Raw genomic sequence first — 21860 nt, forward strand, 5'->3', positions numbered from 1 at the left:
TTTTGCTAGGAGTCAGGAGTGATATAACCATCTATGAAAGTTCCCTGTTGCCTGACACCAAACCCGTTCGGTATGATCATGGTGAGAGCCTAAACTGTGAGGATAAATGACAATCTGGACTATCACCATTACACCCATCAATTTAACAAGATTTTTCTAGGGATAATATTGTAAAAATCTTAAATTTTTTGAAAACTTTAATTGCTTAACAATTTATATAGCGTTTCTCGGACTCAATATGTACACCTAATATCGCGCCTCCGAACTCCGAACTCCGAACACTAGAAAACTCTGTACCTCACAAGTATGAGAAGTGCTATAATTCTAATTTCTACACTCTAAATATGACTTTATCTTCTATTCGCCCTGCTAAAATTACGGCTATTTTATCGGATTCTATCGCCGAAGACATTGGCTTTGAAGTCGGGGATGCTATTGTTTCTATTAATGGCAGCAAACCTCGTGATTTAATCGATTACAATTTTTTGTGCGCCGATGAATTTTTAGATTTGGAAGTATTAGATAGTCAAGGAAAAGTCCATCAAGTAGAAATAGAAAAAGACTATGATGATAATTTAGGTTTGGAGTTTGAAACTGCTTTATTTGATGGCTTGCTTCAATGTAATAATCGTTGTCCTTTTTGTTTTATCGATCAACAACCCCCTGGAAAACGAGATAGTTTATACTTGAAAGATGATGATTATCGTTTAAGTTTTCTCTACGGCAGTTATTTAACATTAACTAATTTGACCGAAAAAGAATGGCAAAGAATTGAAGCCATGCGCTTATCTCCTTTGTTTGTTTCGGTTCATGCAACGGAACCAGATGTTAGAATTAAACTATTAAAAAACGAACGAGCAGGATTAATTAAAGAACATTTTAAATGGTTTCAAGAAAGACGTTTACAAATTCACGCCCAAGTTGTTGTCTGTCCTGGAATTAATGACGGTGTACATTTAGAAAAAACTTTGCAAGATTTAGCAGAGTTTTCTTTAGGAGAAATTCCTACTGTTTTATCAGCAGCAGTTGTTCCTGTTGGTTTAACAAAGTTTCGCCCTCAAGAAGATAAATTAATTCCTGTTAGTCAAGAAAAGGCCAAAGAAGTCATTAAACAAGTACAAACCTTACAACAAGAATTTTATGAAAAGTTTAATAGTAATTTTGCTTGGTTAGCCGATGAATGGTTTTTAATTGCCCAAGAAGAATTACCCCCAGAATCTCATTATGAAGACTATCCCCAAATAGGGAATGGAGTAGGTTCTATCCGTCAATTTATTAAAGAGTTTCAAGAAACAGCTAAACAATTATTACCCCAAAAAATAGAAGAGAAAAAAAACTTAACTTGGGTGGTAGGTAATGCCGTAGAGAAAGCCTTTCAACCCTTAGTTAGACAGCTAAATAGTGTAGAAAATTTAACTATCAATTTAACCCCATTGAATAGTGACTATTGGGGACAAGAAATTACTGTAACAGGTTTATTAACAGGGGAGGATATTGTTGCCAAACTAAAGAATAGAGATTTAGGAGATGGTGTTTTATTACCTTCTATTATGCTTAAAGATCACGATACATTTTTTTTAGATGATATGAGTGTTGAGAACGTTTCTGAGGAATTAAAAAGTCCCATTTTCATTGTAAGTAGTATTTATGATTTAATAGAAAATTGTTCTTAAAGTTTGAGTAAAGTATTTTTTGCACATTTTTACTAACCCGTAATTATCCCATCAGCTACAATACTGTGTTTTCAGGAATATGGCCTGAATTTTTAGTGATTTTTACAGAGGTATCTGGTGATACATTTTAGGTATCATAAGGGCATATTAAAAGTGTCAACCATATAATTTGACTCCACTGTTGGTATTTGTCAGTGAAATAAACAGGTAAAGAAGCTTACAAGAAAATAACTTTTTACACAATGTTTATAATTCTATGCTTAAACATCTCATCTCAATACAAAAATTGCTAGATTTTCTAGGTACAAGTAACTATGATGTTCAAATATTTAGCCCTATTACTCTTCTCTCTCAACACTAAAAAAAACACTTCTGATAGAGGTTTTGCAATCTTGATGGTTATGGCACTGGGAACCATTGGAACCCTTGCTACAGCAGCTATGCTTGCACAAAGCAGCACTCTAGGCCGTAATTTGGAAACTTCTGTGACTATTAGTCAACAAAATTTAAGCGTGGCTCAAACCGCAAAAGTGAATCTTCAAGCTCTATTAATTGAACATAATCAATTACTTGAATACGAGGTTGAGGATTGGGTAAAATACTTAAAATCCCCTAATTCCTCCCAAGAATCCCGTAATTTTAATCATAATTTAAGTCTGTGTCGTGAGGACAGCGACTGGAAAAAAACAAAACAAAGAATTTTAAATCTCGCTCAACAGAAGATGATTGATATCCCAGTTGGAAAATTTTCCCTAGTCGATTTACAAAAAGTTGACAGTAGTCAGATCATAGCTACTATTAAAACAGAAAATAGAAGAAAAAATTCTGCACAATATCAGGTAGATATTAATTTGAGTGATAATTATTTGACCAACTCTGTCCCTGTTTTATTGTTAACGGGAAAAGAACAAAGAGGTGGCATAGGAGAAGTTAATGTTAAGGGAAATGTTTGGGCAAATGACTGTAGTTTTCCCATTGAAAAAGTTAATTTAATAGACATAGATGAACATTGGGCTAACTATACAGGAATCAAAATTCCTGAATTACCGGAGTTAGAACTTATTAAACAGAGATTACCAGAACATCATTATTTTCCATCAATAACAGAAGAAGAAAGAGATGATAATGATGACGATCAAGAAGAAACAATTTCTTTAGAATTACCGAGAGAAGAAGATGAAGCAACAGAAAAGCAAGGAATCAAAAATGTCTATGAATATTTAATTGATGATATTGAGCAGATTGATTCATTAACTATCAATTCTGATTCTCACGGTGAATCTGTTATTATTTTACATATTGTTGGAGACACTAATATTTCCGAGATTGTTCATCAATGTCAATCATCTAATGATTGTTCCCCTGAAAACTTAATTATTGTTGGCTATGAAGGCTCTAAAATGTGCCTAAACTTCGATAATTTAGGGGCTTTGATCGTTGCCCCTCAGCATCAATTAGGAATTAAAAATAAAAATTCTGATCAAGAATTAGCTCAATTTACTGGTAGTATTTGGGTTGATAAATTGTCAACTGATGGAGATTGTGGTAGCGATCAAGTTGAGTTTCAGGAAGCTTGGAAATGGGGTGATTTACCTACCCAGTTTCAGTCCATTAACCCTATTCCTAAACTGATTCAAGTTCATTTAAGGGATTCTATCACACCTGATTCTTAAAGAGTGCTTACCTGAGTTCGGAGTTATTATTTTTTCATCAGAGAATGAGGGTTTGAGATTTCTTATTTGAGTCAGTTTTCTACAAAATTCCTTATATCGAACTCAGGTTGGTGGGTTACGGAGCAGATAAAAATTTATGATGTTTTCCTCAAAACTAACCTTACGCCTAACCCACCCTACGACGGTTAAATTGACTTACAAAGTTCAATCCCTGAATCAACGGGTTCTTTAAACTCCTCCAATAATTGACGAAACTCTTCCCCTTCAATGGTTTCTTTATCAATCAAAATTTCTACTAAATGATCCATTACCACTCTGTTTTCACGAACAATAGTTTTTGCTTGCTCATGACACTTTTCAACAATACAACGAATTTGATTGTCAATCTTTGCGGCCATTTTATCAAATGCAGCATAATTATCTTGATTATCGTCTTCTAAAGCCAATAATCCTAATTCTGACATTCCAAAACGAGTCACCATGCCTCTAGCATAGTCTGTTACCATCTCAATATCACGGGTGGCTCCATTGGTGACTTCATCTTCTCCAAAGATAACTTCTTCGGCAGCTCTCCCTCCTAATGTTGAGGAAATTTTAGCTAATATGTAATTGCGGGATTCTAAACCGAATTCTTCCCCTGGAAGAAACCAAGTTAAACCCAAAGCTTGTCCTCTAGGAATTAGAGTAACTTTTTCTACAGGATCGTGATCTTGAAGCATAGTAGCTACGATCGCATGACCAAGTTCATGATAGGCAATGAGTCGCTTATTTTTGCCATCTAGTAAGGGCGTTCCCTCCATACCTACTCGCACTCGATCTATAGCATCATTAATTTCAGCCATCGTAATGGCTTCTTTGCGTCGTCTAGCGGTAAAAATGGCAGCTTCATTAAGTAAATTAGAGAGATCGGCTCCAGTAAAGCCAGTGGTTCGTTTAGCAACCATTTCCAAAGATACCTGAGTATCCATCTTTTTATCCTTAGCATGAACTTCTAATATCCGTTGTCTGCCTTTAATATCGGGGTAATCTACGTTAACTTGGCGATCGAAGCGTCCAGGACGCATTAAAGCCTTATCCAAGACATCGGGACGGTTAGTTGCAGCAATAACAATAATACCTGTATTACCCTCAAATCCGTCCATTTCCGTTAATAATTGGTTGAGGGTTTGTTCCCGTTCATCGTTACCTCCACCGTAACCAACCCCACGCTGGCGGCCAACTGCGTCGATCTCATCGATAAAGATCAGACAAGGGGCGTTTTCTTTGGCTTTTTTGAATAAATCTCTGACCCGTGAAGCACCCACACCGACAAACATTTCCACGAACTCTGAACCGGAAATACTAAAGAAGGGAACTCCTGCTTCTCCTGCCACTGCTTTAGCGAGAAGGGTTTTTCCCGTTCCAGGGGGGCCGATCAAAAGCACACCTTTGGGTATTTTCGCGCCGATCGCCGTAAATTTTTCGGGTTCTTTAAGGAAGGTAACAACTTCTTCTAGTTCTTCTTTGGCTTCGTCAATACCGGCTACATCTCCAAAAGAAATCCCCGTTTTAGCTTCCATTTGAAACCTAGCACGGGATTTACTAAAGTTCATAGCTTGACCAGACATACTGGCTGAACGACGAATAACAGCTATAACGATGATCAAAATGAGCAATATTGGGGGGAGTTGTAGCATTAACCTCACCATAGCCGAGTTGTCGGGAGAGGGATTATAGTCAATCTTGACATCGTTAGCTTTGAGACTGTTAATGAGTTCGGGATTTTGTTGTAATAAGCGAACTTCTCGGGGTTCTTCTTGACCTCTTAAGGTAACTTTAGCTCTTTGTAGTCTGGGATCGATTTCCACTAGGGTAACTTTCCCTGCATCGATATCATTTAACAGTTGGCCATAACTATATTCCTCTTCTTTATCTTGTCCCCAACTTGGACCGGCCATCAACAATAATTGTAGGAAAAGGGTGCTGGTTATTAATTTTCCCCACCCCTTGAAACGACGTTGTCGACTATGTTGGGGACGGGTTAAGTCCCGTTGTTTTTCCTGAATGGTTGTTTGAGTTTGATTTTGTCGTGAGGTCAAGGAGCAGATATCTTTCATAACCAGTCTGTTGTTAAAAAATTACTCTTTAATTCTTATTATGAACCATTAAGCAGCATCTAGGGGAGTCTCCCAGCCTTGATTTAGTATTTAGATTTTTGTTTTGCTGGTTTCTTCTGGTAATCTCTTTCTGAAAAACTATTGCCAATTCCTTGTAAAATACCTTTACCTACTAATCCAATTCCTCGCCCGATTACCTGGGTTAAAACATAAACTAATGCTTTGCCCACTGTTCCTACTAAAGATCGCAATAATGGGGAGGTTGCGTCTCTAATTTCTAATAATATAGTTACGCTCCATTTTATCCCTCTTAAGCTATTTAGTTCTTTTTGACGGGGACTATAAATGACTGAGGAATCAATACCTTTTTCGTTGAAAAAGAAGAGTCGATACTGACTTTCAAAAATATCTTTTGGTTCTCCCCAATATTGTTGTTTTCTATATTCCCAGGCTAAACGGTTTCTAAATTTGGCAATCTCTCTCGATGATACTGTTTCTAAATTATACAATCTTTCTTTAATTTTTTCATTGTTAGAAAAATAGTTCAATATCAAAGATATAATGGCGTTTGCAACCTGTATAAGAAGGTTATGCAGTATTTTTTTCTCTTCTTCTTTTCCCTGGCTCATTTCCTGAATACTACCTTCACTTCCTGATAATAAAAAATCAAACAATTCTGGAAACCGAGGTATCTTTCTTAATATTTCTTGAGAAACTATATCTTCATTTTCTTCTATAATTGTTTCTATATCTTCTAGAAAAAATTTCTCTTGATCGTTGCAGTATTTACTAAGAAAAATTAAAGCTGATTCTCTCCATAATCTAGCCAAGATAGATAAGCTATGTCTTGTTTTTGATAATTTAACACCATCCCTCTCGATAAACTTAATATCACTGATGATTCGATAAAGTTGTTTCAAAACAATCTCTAATATCTCTTTTCTTTTCTCAAACTTTAAAATATCAATCTCTAAGGAATAATTAGTTAAGTTATCAAGATTATTACTCAGTGTATACATAGTTTCATCAAAAATTTTTAAGCCTTTTTCCTCTGCTGCTAATGTTACTGTTGACGCAAAATTTTCCCTACTGCTTGCTGGAGGAGATAAAAGGATTACTTCCATTGGTAGCAACTGTTTTACTAACCACCTTGCTGTCAACAATTCCCTTTTTCTTCCTTTCCAGAATATTTTATCTAACTTAGATGTGGGACGGTTTTTAATATTTTCATTAAGACCTTGCAAGTTATTATTAATTTGTTCTAGTCCTGATTTTCGTACTTTGGATAACCAATTTTCCTGCGTTGTTTCTGTCTTTACTTGAGATAATTGACCAGCAGTAATGGTCGGCCAAATCAACTCACCTTGGATGATTCTCTGCCAATTTTCCAGTAAGTTCTCTATAAAGGTTCCTTTATTGAGATAGCCTTCGATGCCTATTTTTTTAAATTCTTCTTGTTGTTGCAAGCTCAGATCATAACTTAGTAAACATAGTTTAATTTCAGGTTGACTTGTTTGTGCTTGCTGATAGAAAGTTTCAATAGTTAATGTCTCATTGATTAAATTAGGATCTAATATAATTAAGTCAAAAGTGTTACTTGATAACTGGTTTAAAGCATCTTTTAAATTATCAGTTTGACTAGAAATTTCCCATTGAGAATTACTACTTAAGCTCGTTGCCAGTCCTAAGCGAAAAATGGGATCTTTATCTACAATGAGAAGGGATATAGGGCGATCGCTCACAAGGTTTATACCGGTGAAGGCTTGGTTAAGGCTTCATCTAGTTTAGACTGTTCTGGTTGTTGATGGCCATAAAAATCGACACGATAGTCAGTTATAGTGATTCCTGTTTGTGCTTCTATCTGCTGAATCAAGTCAGAAGGTAGCTGAACATGAACATCAATAATTTGCTGAGTATCTAAACAATTGACATGACTATGGGAGTCGGTTATGGTTCCATAAAGTCGTCCATCACATCGCTCTAAGCATTCTATAATCCCTTGACTGGATAAAGCTTCTAGATTTTGATAAACTGATGTGTGACCGACATTTTTGCCGTTTTGACTCAGTCGATTATAAATTTCTCTAGCTGAGAGATGTTCTTTAGTTTTCCAAAGTAATTCTAAGATATAGCGACGTTGACGGCTAATACGCATTCCTAGACATTGACAACGGTTTAAAGCATCTTCTAAAGAGCGAATTTGCGTGTTTTCTTCGACCATTTTTTCCTAAAATTGACTTAAACATACTCGTTACCAATTTAGCTTAAATCAGTCCCAACTGTCCACACTAGCTAACTTCACTGCGACTGTTCCGTCTAGGTGGCAAAAACCTATCGATATCTGCTAATATATTATAAGCTTTAGGAGATTATAGGATTTAGTAATTGAATGCTAGATACAAACCAGGTGTTACTTATAACTTCTAAATTATGACCGTTACCACTCCCGTCGACTTCCAAGATAGCTTTGATATCATCGTTGTGGGTGCTGGCCATTCCGGGTGCGAAGCAGCCCTAGCCGCCGCCCGTTTGGGGTGTTGCACCATGATGTTAACCCTTAACCTCGATCGCATCGCTTGGCAACCCTGTAACCCGGCAGTAGGAGGCCCTGCCAAGTCCCAGTTAACCCACGAAGTAGACGCTTTGGGAGGGGAGATCGGCAAAATGGCTGATCGCACTTATTTGCAAAAACGGGTTCTCAACTCTTCACGGGGTCCTGCTGTTTGGGCGTTACGGGCGCAGACGGATAAACGGGAATATTCAGCAGTGATGAAGGAAATTGTCGAAAATCAAAAGAATTTAAGTATCCGTGAAGGAATGGTGACGGATCTGGTATTGGGGAAAAACGATGAGGTGATCGGTATCCAAACCTATTTTGGTACTTGTTTTCAGGCCAAAGCCGTTATTTTGACCACAGGAACCTTTTTAGGGGGTCGCATTTGGATCGGGAATAAGTCCATGGAAGCAGGAAGATCCGGGGAGTTTGCGGCCGTTGGGTTGACGGAAACCCTGAATAACTTGGGGTTTGAAACAGGAAGACTGAAAACAGGAACCCCGGCCAGAGTAGATAAGCGATCGGTTGACTATTCTCGGTTAGAACCCCAACCTCCTGATGAGGAAGTACGTTGGTTTAGTTTTGATCCGGCGGTTTGGGTGCAAAAAGAACAGATGAATTGTTATTTAACCCGAACCACTATTAAGACTCATCAGTTAATCAAAGATAACTTACATTTGTCCCCTATTTATGGGGGGTTTATTGACTCTAAAGGACCCCGTTATTGTCCTTCTATCGAGGATAAAATAGTTAGGTTTGCGGATAAAGAAAGCCATCAAATTTTTATCGAACCGGAAGGACGAGAAATCCCAGAATTGTATATTCAAGGGTTTTCTACGGGTCTCCCAGAAAAGATACAATTAGCTATGTTAAGAACCCTGCCAGGGTTAGAAGATTGTGTGATGTTGCGTCCTGCTTATGCAGTAGAATATGACTTTTTGCCAGCAACCCAATGTTATCCTACCTTGATGACTAAGAAAATTGAAGGGTTATTTTCTGCTGGACAAGTGAACGGGACAACTGGTTACGAAGAAGCAGCAGCACAAGGAATTGTTGCTGGCATAAATGCGGTTAAATTTGTTAAAAATGAGGAGATGATTATTTTCCCCAGAGAAGAGAGTTATCTGGGAACATTAATCGATGATTTATGTACCAAAGATTTAAGAGAACCCTACAGAATGTTAACTTCTCGCTCCGAATATCGCTTGATTTTACGGTCGGATAATGCGGATCAAAGAATGACTCCTTTAGGTCGAGAAATAGGGCTAATTGATGACCGTCGTTGGAATTTATTTGAAGAAAAACAAGCTAATATTGTAGCGGAAAAAGAACGACTTTATGAAACAAGAATTAAAGAAAGAGATGAAGTAGGAATTAAGATTGTTAATGATACCCAACAGAAGATAAAAGGATCTGTTACCTTAGCTGACTTATTACGTCGTCCTAAGTTTCATTATGAACATTTAGAACAGTATGGTTTAGGTAATACAGAGTTAAAAACTGTTGAAAAAGAAGGGGCAGAAATTGACATTAAATACTCAGGTTATTTGAAACGTCAACAAATTCAAATCGAACAAATTAGCCGACATAGTAACAAAAAATTGCCCTCAGACATTGATTATATGTCCATAGACACCCTTTCTATGGAAGCGAGGGAAAAATTAACAAAAGTTCGTCCTTTGACCCTTGGACAAGCTTCTCGTATTGGTGGGGTAAACCCTGCTGATATTAACGCTTTATTAGTGTATTTAGAACTGCGCTCCCGTTATCAATCTGTGTAACTTTTCTAGATTTTACTCAATTGAGAGGTAAGAAAAGGATTAAACGGTGAAAGTTATTTTTGTATTTTGTTGAGTGTATTTGAGGATTTTTTATGGCTATATGTTATATTTGCGAGAATGAAATTACTAAAGAAAATAAATATAAGGAGCATATTATTCCTAATGCCATAGGAGGAAAGTTAAAGTCTGGAGACTTAATTTGTTCAAATTGTAGTCCACATTTCGATTCTATGTTATTTATTTGATGTTATAACTCGCAAAAAAATTTCTGATGATTATCCAATTAATAATATATTAACAAAAGCAGAATTACAAAAAACTCTGAAAGAGCCTTTAGTTCCTGAGTCTAGTGCAGCTTGGCGAAAGTAATCCACCAGATTTTTACAGAAACTTTCGTGACTAGCCACGACAATGTGTTTCAATGAAACTAACGGAAGAATCTCGAAGTTGATGTCCATGATAAAAGCATTGCCAATTAACCTCTCCAACCTACAGAAAACAGTACTCCAACAAATAGTGAGAGGGACAACAAACCCCTATCGCCTTGTTAGACGAGCCAAGCTAATCTTAGCCGCAGCATCAGGAGAGAGCAATAGTTCGATTAGTCGAAGATTAGAATTAGACCGAGTACAAGTGCGTCAGTGGCGATCGCGATGGTTTGAGGAGAGAGAAAAACTGAGTGCCGCCGAAGAACAACAGGTAACGGAGAAAGCATTAATGGTCTTGATCAAAGGAATTTTAAGCGATCGCCCAAGACCTGGAACAACAAAATCCTTTACGGTCGAACAAGTAGTCCAGATTGTAGCGATCGCTTGTGAAGAATGTGAAAAATCAGACAGACCAGTGAGCCATTGGACACCTTCAGAGTTGGCGGATGAAGCCATAAAAAGAGGAATTGTCGAAAAGATTTCCCCCCGTAGTGTGGGGCGTTTTTTAAAAAGAAGCGACATTACAACCACATCTCGTTCGTTACTGGTTAAATGCCAAAATTGATGATCCCTTAAAATTTAAAAAGCAAGTCAAATATATCTGTGAACTTCATCAAGAAGCTAAAACTTTGTTAGAACAAGGAATTCATTTAATTAGTACAGATGAAATGACAGGGATTCAAGCTCTTGAGAGATTATTTCCGAACAAAAGAATCAAGCCTAAACAAGTAGAAAAAATCGAATTTGAATATGAAAGACACGGAACTTTAAGCTTGATTGCGAACTGGGATGTGGCAAGAGGAAAAGTTGTTAGTCCCTCTATTGGACCGACAAGAACAGAACAAGATTTTTCTGAACATATCCAGAGAACGATTAAGATTGATGAAAAAGCAGAATGGATTTTTATTGTAGATAAACTCAACACTCATAAATCGGAAAGCTTAGTCAAATTAGTAGCAGAAAGCTGTGAAATTACTATTGATTTGGGGAGAAAAGGAAAGGAGGGGATTTTGCAATCTATGGACAGCAGAGCAGATTTTTTATCAGATGAATCTCATCGAATTCGCCTTGTTTATATTCCCAAACATACATCGTGGCTTAATCAAATTGAGTGTTGGTTTTCGATCTTAGTCAGGCGTTTACTCAAAAGAATTACTGTCCGTTCAACTGAAGAACTATCCCAAAAAATTCTCAATTTTATTGATTACTTTAATCAACATTTTGCTAAGCCGTTCGTTTGGAAATTTAAGGGCTTTAAAGATCATAAGTGACTGGTGGATTATTTTTGCTAAGCTGCACTAGGCAACCGTAAAAAACTACCTGGGGGCAATAATTTATCTGCGGCACTGCCCCCGTAATAAATGGGTAAACACCAGCACAACAAAGCATCCCATAATTTTTCACTCGCATACCATTCATTATCGGCATAATTTTCGATAGACAAGTTGTAATAGTAAGGAGCCATACCGTGCCATTTGTTTTCTAAGGTTCCTCGACTTTTACTGGACTCAGGTAAATTCCTCCCATAAAGATCAAACTCAAAATTATTATCTCTTAATAGCTGTAAAAAAGCGAGACGACGGCGATGGTTTTCTGTGCGATTAATCCCGGATGTGATCCAACTACACCGTTTCATTTTGTCAGGGATATTGCCCTTATCTAAAAAATCAAACTCATGATTAACATACCAGATGGCCGGCATATAATCGGGGTGAGGCGCAAAGTTATCAGGGCCTGAAATATAGCCACAATAACGACTTGCATCCTTATAATTAGCGCAGTTTCTCTTAACAACTTCTTGTAGAGGGGGTTCTCTTAATAGATAAATAATCCTCTCTTGAGGAACACCCCTGAGTAAGGAAGGAATATTAAGGGGTGGAGTTTGGGATTTTCGCCAACTTTTCCACCAAGGTTTAGGGGGAGGTGGTAAGGGAAAATCAAATTGATATAGTAACAGAAAATCAGGGTTAGGAGCATTCCCTAACATTTGAATGTTATCCCAAACCCCAAAGGGGTGAGGAGTTTGTTTCCATAACCAATCTCGCCTATTTTGTAACCCTATATAACTGCTCAGCATTGCCACAATTTTTTGGCTCACACAATGATTCCTCTGGTTAGTGTTTACAATATCATCCTTGTCCCTGTAACTCGGGAGCATCCCAAAGTTGCAAATTCTCCTTTATTGATAATAGTTGATCTGATTAATTTCCCCATCTCCCCGTCAAACTCCATTCATCTCGTTTTTTGCAAAAATGGGATGCTCCCTGTCACTCAGTCTCCCCGTCAGCAGCATTTATTGAGGAGAACTCTCAGAAGAATTTTCTTCTAAGGGTGTAGTTTCTGTGCTTGGCACTGATAAATCTGGTTCGGGTTCTCTAACTTCAGGAGAGGGGATAAAGAACAAAGCAAAAGCCATCACCACTAAACTAGCAATACCCAGAGTGGCAGGAACCGCTCGTTGTGCCAAGGGTTCATCAGGAGGACGATAACGACGGGATAGTGGTTTTAATTGTAAGGTTAAATTGGGTAGGGTAACACTATCAGCAACAAATTGGTCGATGGCTTCAACTAAGTCAAATAGCTGTACCGTTGTTAAGGTCATTTCTACGGGATTATCTGTTTGAGAGGAAGGATGCCAAGTCAAGCGGTGAAGATTTTTACCAGGAACTCTCTCAAGGTTGATCTTATCCTCGTCTGATGGACTCTGAACAGGATGAGGAATACCACTAAGGTACCCTTGAGCATATTCACTTACAGTTTTGACTAAATTCTCCAATAAACTAGATCCCCCTTGGAGTTTCTGAGAAATTCCCAAGAATCGACATTCAGTATTGACTAAAATCGAGAGTATAGGTCGAGGATCACTCCCATCCGTGGGAGTATTATTGGTTAACCCTTCCAAAACGAGGGTACAATTGGGCAAATTATACTGACGTTGAACGTTCACGCAACCTCCCCATCAAATAAACTAATCCAAAAGCGTTGCATTCCGGCAGTGCCTGTACAAAATAATAGCTGCTCTAGCAAAAATAAAGCAAGTTCGTTTAACTCTTGTTCTGAACTCAAATAAACCGACACCTTAGCCCGACGAGAGTTCATCCGACTGCGAAAATGGGCGCGGAATTGATCCAAATATTCCGCTAACAGAAAATGACAAGTGACCGGTAAACCTTTCTCGTGCATTTGCTGTTCTGCCAGTAATAATTGGCGAATTTGCACGGTTAAGGGTTTGACTCGATAATTAGCGATGATTACTAAAGCTTTGGCTTGTTCTATGGTTAAATTATCTCGTGTATATGCCCGTCGCCAGGGATTAGTGGAACGCAATCGCCACAGGGCAATACGATTTTTAATAATTCTTTCAAGGTCAAATTGCTTGACAGTGGCTAACATTTGCTCCGATGCGCCTAATTCTAATGCTTCAAGGGCAAGTAGTAAAAGGTCGATGTGTTGTTGAATACGACTGGCACACCGTTGTCCAGAAATTGTAAAATCTGGTAGAACATCTAAAATAATCGATTTTGATTCAACAGAGGGATTGGAATCGGCCATTGTACCTAAAAGTTGGACTTATCTTACCGTAGCATCAGACATCATATCTCTAAATTAGACATAATCTCCGCATTTTCACTTATCATAGCCAAAAAAAGAAAAACTTTGTAGTACGTTTCTGAAAGCCCCATTCTTTCCTTGGCAATTTGGCTTAATTGTTATACACCTTGACTTTGTTGACCAATATTTGTGTTATTGGATACACTTTTTTAAGTAAAAAGGCAGTTATGGTAGTGTAATTTAAGTAGTAAAAATTAATCTAAGTTCATAGCATTTTCTCATTATAGTGATGGATAAAATCTAAAATAGTCCCTTCATGACTAAAAAAGTTTTTAGAAAATGCTAGGTTTTTTCCTTAGTGATCCTGATCATGATTGATGGTGACGAAAATTACAAATGGAACAAAAACAGTATCACTGTAAGATTAGTATTTAAAGCCTATTTTAGTAATGTGAGTTCATTCAGGGTAGTTCAAGGAGGTAATTCCTGTGTTTAAGCGAGACGTTAAAAAGCCTGTTCAACTTAAATCTAATCTTCAAGAAGAATGGCAAATTTCAGTTATCGAAGTTTTAGAACTCGACCCTTGGAAATACTTTAAAAAACCGGCTCTTGCTTACGGTAAAGTGAAAGGTTAGACTAATTTTTAACAATTGCCCCAAAATCCGCTAAAACTCGCCCGTGATTACGAAGAACTCCTAATAAATTGAGACGATTTTGTTTTATATTTTGATTGTCGTCCATTACTAAAACGCTATCCTCTCCGTCGAAAAAGTTGCTAACCTTGGGAATGATATCTAGCAAGCCCTCTATTAATAACTGGTAGTCTCCCTCATCTTGTGCTTGTGTTGTCTTAGATACTAAAGCCATTAAACCGTTAAACAGTTCTTGTTCAGAGGACTTCTCAAATAACTCAGTACGCACCACTTTACTGGGATCTAACTCTGTATATTCTAAGTCTCCTTTCGCTGCTAAACGGGTTGAACGGTTGATTGTTTCATAGATTCTATCTAACATTCCATTGCTACGAATTTCTTGTAAAAATTCTGAGCGATCTTTGACATCTAAAAGGTTTTGTAATGCCCTCTCCATATATTCAGCATCCGCTTCACCTAAAACGGCATTAACTAAGTCATAATCAATGTTGAAATCGTCTTGTAATATGTTTTGTATTCTTTGGATAAAGAAAGTTTGTAACGCTTCTAGGGGAGACTCTTTGTCGCCATGATCTGCCATAAATGCTTGACACCCTTGTAATAGTAATTGGGCTAAATTAATGGGTAACTCAGCCTCCCAAGTAACGGTGATAATAGCATTGGCAGCCCGTCTTAGGGCAAAGGGATCACCTGATCCGGTGGGTATCATTCCTAAACCAAAAATACTGATTAATGTATCCAAGCGATCGGCAATACCCACCACTTGACCAGTTAAGCTTTTCGGCATGATATCCTTAGCTCCACGGGGTAAATAATGCTCAAAAATCCCTTGGGCAACTTCTTCTGATTCTCCACTGGCTAAGGCGTATTTTTGTCCCATTATTCCTTGTAATTCGGGGAATTCATAGACCATTTGGGTAACTAAATCAGCTTTACATAAAAGGGCTGTACTTTCAATTTCTTCTTGTTCTTGTTCCCTAACTTCCAATTGTTCAGAAATTTGTTGCGCCATGTCCATGATGCGATCGACCTTGTAGCGCATGGTTCCTAATTCTTTCTGGAAAGTGACGTTTTCTAGTTGGGGTAAATAACTATCTAAGGGTTCGTCACAGTCGGAGGTATAGAAGAATTGTGCATCTGCTAATCTAGCTCTTATTACCCTTTCATTACCTTGAGCAATGATGTCTTTTTTGTTGGGATCGCCGTTGGCAATGGTGATAAAATTGGGCAGTAGTTCCTGAGCCGATTTTTTCACAGCAAAATATCGCTGATGTTTGACCATTACGGTAATAATAACTTCCGTGGGAAGGTTCAAAAACTCTGGGTCAAACTTTCCTGCTACAGCGGTGGGATATTCTACTAGGTTGATGACTTCTGTTAATAAATCTTCGGGAATATCGGCTGTTCCTGTTAATTGTTGGGAGATAGTTTCTATGTCTTTTTCAATAATTTGCTGACGCTGTTTGGGGTCAACTTCTACATAGACTGCTCGAAAGGTTTCTCTATATTCGGCTGCTTGAGCAATACTAACAGTATCTGGGTGTAAAATTCGATGTCCCCGTGATAGGCGATCGCTGGTTATAGTGCTATCTCCATTAACAATTTCTAGGGGTAAGATTTCTTGATCACACAAGGCTACTAACCAACGAATGGGTCGAGAAAATCTCAATTCTCCATTGCCCCAACGCATGAATCGTCTCCCTTCTAAGCTGTTAATCCAATTGGGAATCGATTCTTGTAAAATTTCTTTAGTTTGTCTTCCTTTGATCTTTTTTTCGATAAAAACAAAGTCGCCTTTGTCCGTGGGACGAATTTCTAGATCATCGAGAGTTACTTCCTGTTTACGGGCAAACCCTTCTGCTGCTTTGGTGGGTTTTCCGTCTTTAAAGGCTGCTTTTACAGGGGGCCCTTTTATAACTTCATCTCGATCTTTTTGTTGCTCTGGAAGTCCAGAAATTAATATGGCCAGTCGTCTAGGAGTACCGTAAACTTCTAAGTTCTCTGGGGTTAAAAAGTTCTCTTCTAAACTCTTAGGAATGATCTGTTGCCATTGAGCGATCGCTTCATCAATAAAGTCTGCTGGTAATTCTTCTGTACCGACTTCCAATAAAAAGAACATATTGACTTCAATTTGCTAAGTTAAATTAGATTATGCTGACACACATCTTTTTATATTATCATCATTAGCTTTTCGGATCTATAAAATTATTATTTTTAAGATATTTTTTACTTTTTTATTGATAGATTTTAATCAGTAGGATAGGATTAACCTACCCTAAATTGATACCTAAAAAACACCTGAAATGTCATCAACTTATGACTTAATTGTAAACCCATAAACTTTAATTAGACGTTAATATTTGTTACAGAATTGTCTATTAGGGGTTAACGGCCGTCAAACTAGTGCAGCGCGGCGGAAATAACCCGCCAGTTACAAAATCCTGAAATCCTTGCTAATCAATCCTTTTGCCTTTTGCCTTTTGCCTTTTGACTTCCGCGTAGCGGCACTAGACTTTTTAAAATTGGGATCAGACACGGACATTGCTGTATCTAAATGTTTGATTAAAGTTGCTTCAGGTAAAGGGCCTTTCAGATGACTCCAGGGTAATATTTGTTCAGTTTTCCAGTTATCATGAACATAATAATCTAAAGGGGGTAATTTTCCTTTTAATTCCTTGAAAGCCCTTTTATAACTGCCTAATGAGTCCCCGTAGGATCGAGTTAGTTGTAATAATTTACTGAGACGGCGATCGCCTCTTGAAATTAATGCTTGAATTACAGACCAATTATAACTTTCGGGACGAAACTCTATACCTTTTTTGCCAAGTTGTTTCTCTAAATATTTAAGTCTTTTTTTTGCGATTTTATTCACTCCAAACCATTGAAATGGAGTGTGAGATTTAGGAACAAAAGTGCTACAACCAAAGGTTAATCTTAATCCTGGTACTGATTTTTTAATCGTTTCTAACATCATAATAGTTTCTTCAATATCTTCTTCCCTTTCTTCTGGTATGCCCACCATTCCATAGAGTTTTATATTTTTTAATCCTCCATTTTTAGCATTTATTGCTGCTTGGATAATTTCTTCATTTTCTAATTTTTTGTTGACAATTTTTCTAATTTTTTCTGAACCACTTTCAACGGCAATAGTAACAGATTTTGTTTGACGATCGCTTAATATTTTTGCTAGTTTTTCGCTCAAAGTATTGGTTCTAACGGAAGCAATACTAACTCTAACATTTTCATATTTTGGTTGATAAAGATAGTCTAATAACTCATTAAATTCGGGATGCTGGGTAACAGATGCACCTAGTAAACCGATTCTATTAGTTACTTGTAAACCTTTTTCAATCGCTGGTATTAAAGATGATTCTAAACTAGCAGTACGAAATGGTAAAGTTAAATAACTTGCTAAACAAAAACGGCACATTTCTGGACAACTTCTGACAACTTCTACCATATAAATGTTTTCCCAAGCTGCTTTTTCTGTTACTACGGTAGAAGCTGATAAGATATTACCTTTATATGTTTGTTTTTCAACAATGGCAGGAATATTATTATTAATGGGTTTAATTGATTTTATTTCACCATCAGGACTATCATAATAAACCTCGTATAAACTAGGAACATAAATTCCTGGAATGGTGGATAAATATCTTAATTTTGTTTCTCTGTTTTCGTGTCTAACAGTTTTATAAGCATTAATAAAATCACTAATTAAATTTTCTCCATCTCCCAATAAAATGATATCGAAAAAATCTGCAAAAGGTTCAGGGTTAGCTGTTAAAACAGGACCTCCCCCAAAAACTAGAGGATGATGGTCATTGCGTTTATTTGCTTGCAAAGGAATACTTAAAGATTCTAAAATATTCAGGATATTAACATAGTCTAATTCCCAAGAAAAGGAGAACCCTAGTAATTCAGGATTTTGTGGTAACGACTCTTGAATATCCGTAAATAAGCGACTAACATTAACATCAGACCGAGTAGCAAAGGTTGCCCAAATAAGTTGATAACCTAAGCTTGTAATTCCCACATTATAATCATTAGGAAAGGCAAAGATTAAAGGAATAGCATTATTGTCAGAAGAGACAGGGTTAAATAATAATTTTTCTTGGTGAAAGTCAGTCATAGGTTAGAAAAAGTTGTAGTCATTAAGTCCATAGCTACCGGGAGCATCCCATTTTTGCAAAAAACGAGATGAATGGAGTTTGACGGGGAGATGGGGAGACGGGGAGACGGGGAGACGGGGGGAAATTCATCAGATCAACTATTATCAATAAAGGAGAATTTGCAACTTTGGGATGCTCCCTAGCCACCTCTAGTAAAGGATACTAATTATCCAAAAAAGTAAGATTTTTTTCAGCAAAATCAAATTAAGGGTATATTTTTTTTAAATGTGGTAAAAGAAGAGCAAAAGCTTTACCTCTATGGGAGATATCTCGTTTCAGTTTTGGTGTCATTTGGGCAAAAGTTTGTTGATGTTGAGGAACATAGAAAATGGGATCATAACCAAAACCCTGACTTCCTTGAGGAGTTTTTAGGATTTCTCCTGGACAAATACCTTGAGTTTCTAGGGCAATAGAACCATCGGGACTAGCTATAGCAATAGCACAAATAAACTCAGCTTTTCTATTCTCATTCTCCCCTAATTCTCTTAAAAGTCTGTTAATTCTTTCTTCATCCGTAGCACCATATCGAGCAGAATAGAGGCCGGGTGCGCCATTGAGAGCAGCGACAGCTAAACCAGAATCATCGGCGATCGCCCATTCTCCTAGTCCTTTAGCCACTTGGGATGCTTTGAGAATAGCATTTTCTCGAAAAGTTTGACCAGTTTCTTCGATTTCAATTTCAGGGGGTTTGAGTTTTAATTTCCAGTTTAATCCTATTAAATATTCTTGCATTTCTTGCAGTTTACCAGGATTACCGGTAGCAACAATTAAATTTTTCATTATGTAGTGCTTGCTCTTAATTCGTTTACCATTGTTACCTAATATTAGCTAATAATATTAACAGCTTTGAGGTAGAAAAAATCAGGTAAATTAGAGTTCATTTACTGGACATTTCTAATTATTGCAAAAAAGAACGGAACTCTCAACCCTAGTTTTACTTCTATTTTGACAGGAGGTTTCCTACTCATTGTGGGAAATGCTCTTGTCACTAAAAATCCCTATGTACCCCTTTTGATGAACCACTGAGATAGCTGTCTTATTGTCAAAGTCATTATCTCTTATCTCCAGGAGGGGTTTTTCTAATCATTGATATCATCAGTGAGTGGCAATTTTCAATGGTTTCCTCTACACTGTGATATCGGTAGCAATCACTGAATAATTCATGAGACCCTCAAGATACCGATTGTTATAGAAACCCACCTAAAACCAAATTTCTCTAGACACCATGACTAAAAGTCCCATTAAACCATTCTATTTCGACGTTACAGAAGCAGAAATCGATTTTTTCGCCGAAGAGTCCAAAAAAATACTTAAGTCTGGTAGGCTCATTTTAGGGGAAAACACAACGGAATTTGAAAAAGCGTTTGCTGAGTACGTTGGGACAAAACACGCGATCGCAGTCAATACAGGTTCTTCTGGTTTAGAAATTATTTTACGTCTGAAAAAAGCAGAAGGGACAACGGTTTTAGTCCCCACTAATACCAATTTTGCCACGGTTGCTGCTGTGTTGAGAGTGGGGGGAGAGGTGCAGTATCTAGACATGGATGAGAATACTTTTGCACCGTCTCTACAGATGGTAAAAGATGCGGTAGAAAAAGGGTCAACTCCGGCCATTTCCGGGGTGTTGTGGGTACATATTGGGGGGGTTATTTCCCCTGAGTTTCCCGAAGTTGTGAAATATTGTCACGATAATGGCTTATTTGTCCTAGAAGATACGGCACACGCCCACGGAAGTCAAATTAATGGGGTTCAAGCTGGAAACTTAGGAGATGGTGCAGCGTTTTCCTTTTTCCCTACTAAAATTATGACTACTTTTGAGGGGGGAATGATTACTTTAAACGACGATGAAGAAGACTATATCGCGCGATCGCTGAGAAACCAAGGGAAGCGAGGAATGGACTTCGGGGGGTTACATACGGACTTTGGTAATAGTACCCGTATCAGCGAAGTTCATGCGGTTTTAGGACGCATTCAACTGGCTAAGTTATCCCAGATGATAGCACGACGACAAAGCTGTTATGAGTTAATTACTGCGCCTTTACGAGAAGCAGGGATCAAGTTTGTTTCCACTGATCACATGGATCAGGCTGCCCAATATAAATTAATGATATTACTCCCAGAAGGAAAAACTCCTAAAGAGGTAAAAACAGCATTAGCAGAAGAGGATATTTTTTTAGGGGGAACGGTTTATGAGATACCTTGTCACCTGCAACCTGTTTTTGAAGGAGTTTGTAAAGGTGAAAGTTTCCCCAAAGCAGAGTATTGGTGTCCCCGTCATATTTGTCCCCCGTTGACTTCAGGGATGACAGATGAGGAGGCGAAAATAGTGGGAGATGCTTTAGTTCGACATTTATCCTAACATTACTGTAGGGTGGGCAATGCCCACTTTACGAGGGTTTTGTTTTAAAGTGGACAATCTTCAACATCCACAGGAGAACAACGGCCAGCATCATCACAAGTCCCAATTACAACTTGACCACTGGGTCTCCTTTGTAAAAGAAAATTATCAGCAAAGTAAGTAGGGTTTGCTGAATAAAAGCAAAACCCTATTCTTTAAAAGGTTACACCCATATTCGCGATCGCAAAAAAGATCAGCTTTGTCGGCTACAAACCGCTATAATTGGTAGAAACACCTCCCAGTTGTTGGTCAAGAACAAATGTATCGAAAAGAGGAGCAACCTTTACCGCCCCCAGAAAAATTTGAATTACCTTTCGAGGGCAAATTGTCCCCCAATAATCGTTGGGTAATCATGGCAGAGTTGATGCCTTGGGATGATTTTGAGGAAGAATATGCTAAACTTTTTTCAGCAGAAAAAGGTGCGCCAGCCAAACTATTTAGAATGGCATTAGGGACATTAATTATTAAGGAAAAATTAGGAACAAGTGATAGAGAAACTATAGAACAGATTAGAGAAAATCCCTATCTACAATACTTTATAGGTTTAAATTGTTATCAACAAGAGCCACCACTGGAATCTTCAATGCTAGTTCATTTTAAGAAAAGAATTGATGGAGAATTGATAAACAAAATCAATAAAAAAATAGTAAAAAGAGAAATAGACAAGAGTGATAAAGAAGTAAAAAAAAAGGATTGTCTCCAAGAAAAAGGAGAAAAAATAAAAAATAAAGGTAAACTAATTTTAGATGCGACTTGTGCGCCAGCAGACATCAAATACCCAACGGATTTAGGCATATTAAATCAAGCCAGAATTGAGAAAGAAAGAATAATAGATAATCTTTATAAACCATTAAGAGTAAAATTGAGAAAAAAGCCGAGA

The 21860-nt window shown here is 37.5% G+C and carries 17 protein-coding genes and 2 pseudogenes; 9 read left to right on the plus strand and 10 right to left on the minus strand.

All coding sequences use genetic code 11. The features are described from left to right. Nucleotides 1-344: 344 nt before the first annotated feature. Nucleotides 345-1673, plus strand: coding sequence for a TIGR03279 family radical SAM protein (locus CWATDRAFT_RS13320; protein WP_007305498.1), 1329 nt, complete (start codon nt 345-347; stop codon nt 1671-1673). 314 nt (nt 1674-1987) lie between these two features. Further along, nucleotides 1988-3346, plus strand: coding sequence for a hypothetical protein (locus tag CWATDRAFT_RS13325; protein WP_007305499.1), 1359 nt, complete (start codon nt 1988-1990; stop codon nt 3344-3346). A gap of 185 nt (nt 3347-3531) precedes the next feature. Here CWATDRAFT_RS13325 and ftsH read toward each other — a convergent pair whose 3' ends face one another. The 3 genes from ftsH to CWATDRAFT_RS13340 form a co-directional block, all read right to left on the minus strand. Beyond that, complete coding sequence (ftsH, locus tag CWATDRAFT_RS13330) at nt 3532-5442, minus strand: ATP-dependent zinc metalloprotease FtsH (protein ID WP_007305512.1); 1911 nt, start codon at nt 5440-5442, stop codon at nt 3532-3534. 83 nt (nt 5443-5525) lie between these two features. Further along, a complete protein-coding gene (locus CWATDRAFT_RS13335) occupies nt 5526-7184 on the minus strand; it encodes a DUF3685 domain-containing protein (protein ID WP_007305511.1) in 1659 nt (552 codons plus the stop codon). A gap of 5 nt (nt 7185-7189) precedes the next feature. Next, entirely contained in the window at nt 7190-7663 is a 474-nt protein-coding gene (locus CWATDRAFT_RS13340) for a Fur family transcriptional regulator (protein WP_007305510.1), read from the minus strand. A gap of 209 nt (nt 7664-7872) precedes the next feature. On the opposite strand from CWATDRAFT_RS13340, the gene mnmG reads away from it, so the two are divergent. From mnmG to CWATDRAFT_RS13355, 4 genes are all read left to right on the plus strand, one after another. Further along, a complete protein-coding gene (gene mnmG / locus CWATDRAFT_RS13345; RefSeq protein WP_007305500.1) occupies nt 7873-9777 on the plus strand; it encodes a tRNA uridine-5-carboxymethylaminomethyl(34) synthesis enzyme MnmG in 1905 nt (634 codons plus the stop codon). A 92-nt stretch (nt 9778-9869) separates the two neighbouring features. Then, nucleotides 9870-10022: an HNH endonuclease gene (locus tag CWATDRAFT_RS41770; RefSeq protein ID WP_081450959.1), complete on the plus strand. Its 153-nt coding sequence runs from the start codon at nt 9870-9872 to the stop codon at nt 10020-10022. Between the two features lie 166 nt (nt 10023-10188). Next, entirely contained in the window at nt 10189-10770 is a 582-nt protein-coding gene (locus CWATDRAFT_RS13350; RefSeq protein ID WP_007303150.1) for a helix-turn-helix domain-containing protein, read from the plus strand. 64 nt (nt 10771-10834) lie between these two features. Then, nucleotides 10835-11476, plus strand: coding sequence for a transposase (locus CWATDRAFT_RS13355; RefSeq protein ID WP_007305501.1), 642 nt, complete (start codon nt 10835-10837; stop codon nt 11474-11476). A gap of 17 nt (nt 11477-11493) precedes the next feature. Here the strand turns inward: CWATDRAFT_RS13355 and CWATDRAFT_RS13360 are convergent, their stop codons facing one another. The 4 genes and pseudogenes from CWATDRAFT_RS13360 to CWATDRAFT_RS37240 all read right to left on the minus strand — a co-directional run. After that, nucleotides 11494-12303, minus strand: a complete 810-nt coding sequence (locus CWATDRAFT_RS13360) for a glycosyltransferase family 10 domain-containing protein (RefSeq protein ID WP_232287094.1) — start codon at nt 12301-12303, stop codon at nt 11494-11496. 195 nt (nt 12304-12498) lie between these two features. Then, nucleotides 12499-13152, minus strand: a complete 654-nt coding sequence (locus CWATDRAFT_RS13365) for a DUF4335 domain-containing protein (protein ID WP_007305508.1) — start codon at nt 13150-13152, stop codon at nt 12499-12501. Then, nucleotides 13149-13757, minus strand: a complete 609-nt coding sequence (locus CWATDRAFT_RS13370; RefSeq protein WP_007305507.1) for a DUF3038 domain-containing protein — start codon at nt 13755-13757, stop codon at nt 13149-13151. The genes CWATDRAFT_RS13365 and CWATDRAFT_RS13370 overlap by 4 nt, the downstream gene beginning before the upstream one ends. 265 nt (nt 13758-14022) lie before the next feature. After that, nucleotides 14023-14109 (minus strand): annotated as a pseudogene (locus tag CWATDRAFT_RS37240) (IS1 family transposase); the annotation flags it as partial. 136 nt (nt 14110-14245) lie between these two features. On the opposite strand from CWATDRAFT_RS37240, the gene CWATDRAFT_RS37245 reads away from it, so the two are divergent. Beyond that, nucleotides 14246-14392 carry a hypothetical protein gene (locus tag CWATDRAFT_RS37245; protein WP_007310750.1) on the plus strand — a complete coding sequence of 49 codons (147 nt, stop codon included), beginning with the start codon at nt 14246-14248 and terminating at the stop codon, nt 14390-14392. Nucleotide 14393: 1 nt separating this feature from the next. Here CWATDRAFT_RS37245 and glyS read toward each other — a convergent pair whose 3' ends face one another. The 3 genes from glyS to rdgB all read right to left on the minus strand — a co-directional run bounded on the left by glyS (nt 14394) and on the right by rdgB (nt 19362). After that, a complete protein-coding gene (gene glyS, locus CWATDRAFT_RS13375; RefSeq protein ID WP_007305506.1) occupies nt 14394-16529 on the minus strand; it encodes a glycine--tRNA ligase subunit beta in 2136 nt (711 codons plus the stop codon). A 312-nt stretch (nt 16530-16841) separates the two neighbouring features. Continuing rightward, entirely contained in the window at nt 16842-18542 is a 1701-nt protein-coding gene (locus CWATDRAFT_RS13380; protein ID WP_007305505.1) for a B12-binding domain-containing radical SAM protein, read from the minus strand. A gap of 244 nt (nt 18543-18786) precedes the next feature. Next, complete coding sequence (gene rdgB, locus CWATDRAFT_RS13385) at nt 18787-19362, minus strand: RdgB/HAM1 family non-canonical purine NTP pyrophosphatase (protein ID WP_007305504.1); 576 nt, start codon at nt 19360-19362, stop codon at nt 18787-18789. A 445-nt stretch (nt 19363-19807) separates the two neighbouring features. On the opposite strand from rdgB, the gene CWATDRAFT_RS13390 reads away from it, so the two are divergent. Beyond that, a complete protein-coding gene (locus CWATDRAFT_RS13390; RefSeq protein ID WP_007305502.1) occupies nt 19808-20941 on the plus strand; it encodes a DegT/DnrJ/EryC1/StrS family aminotransferase in 1134 nt (377 codons plus the stop codon). A gap of 298 nt (nt 20942-21239) precedes the next feature. Beyond that, nucleotides 21240-21860, plus strand: a pseudogene (locus CWATDRAFT_RS13395) (IS5-like element ISCwa2 family transposase); the annotation flags it as partial.

Origin of the sequence: Crocosphaera watsonii WH 8501, assembly GCF_000167195.1 — a bacterium.
GTDB classification, from domain to species: Bacteria; Cyanobacteriota; Cyanobacteriia; order Cyanobacteriales; family Microcystaceae; genus Crocosphaera; species Crocosphaera watsonii.

What these genes read in the sequence shown, in the direction of transcription:
- CWATDRAFT_RS13320 (WP_007305498.1), top strand. Translation starts at nt 345, where the DNA reads ATGACTTTATCTTCTATTCGCCCTGCTAAAATTACGGCTATTTTATCG.
- CWATDRAFT_RS13325 (WP_007305499.1), top strand. Translation starts at nt 1,988, where the DNA reads ATGATGTTCAAATATTTAGCCCTATTACTCTTCTCTCTCAACACTAAA.
- ftsH (WP_007305512.1), bottom strand. Translation starts at nt 5,442, where the DNA reads ATGAAAGATATCTGCTCCTTGACCTCACGACAAAATCAAACTCAAACA.
- CWATDRAFT_RS13340 (WP_007305510.1), bottom strand. Translation starts at nt 7,663, where the DNA reads ATGGTCGAAGAAAACACGCAAATTCGCTCTTTAGAAGATGCTTTAAAC.
- mnmG (WP_007305500.1), top strand. Translation starts at nt 7,873, where the DNA reads ATGACCGTTACCACTCCCGTCGACTTCCAAGATAGCTTTGATATCATC.
- CWATDRAFT_RS41770 (WP_081450959.1), top strand. Translation starts at nt 9,870, where the DNA reads ATGGCTATATGTTATATTTGCGAGAATGAAATTACTAAAGAAAATAAA.
- CWATDRAFT_RS13350 (WP_007303150.1), top strand. Translation starts at nt 10,189, where the DNA reads ATGTGTTTCAATGAAACTAACGGAAGAATCTCGAAGTTGATGTCCATG.
- CWATDRAFT_RS13370 (WP_007305507.1), bottom strand. Translation starts at nt 13,757, where the DNA reads ATGGCCGATTCCAATCCCTCTGTTGAATCAAAATCGATTATTTTAGAT.
- glyS (WP_007305506.1), bottom strand. Translation starts at nt 16,529, where the DNA reads ATGTTCTTTTTATTGGAAGTCGGTACAGAAGAATTACCAGCAGACTTT.
- CWATDRAFT_RS13380 (WP_007305505.1), bottom strand. Translation starts at nt 18,542, where the DNA reads ATGACTGACTTTCACCAAGAAAAATTATTATTTAACCCTGTCTCTTCT.
- rdgB (WP_007305504.1), bottom strand. Translation starts at nt 19,362, where the DNA reads ATGAAAAATTTAATTGTTGCTACCGGTAATCCTGGTAAACTGCAAGAA.
- CWATDRAFT_RS13390 (WP_007305502.1), top strand. Translation starts at nt 19,808, where the DNA reads ATGACTAAAAGTCCCATTAAACCATTCTATTTCGACGTTACAGAAGCA.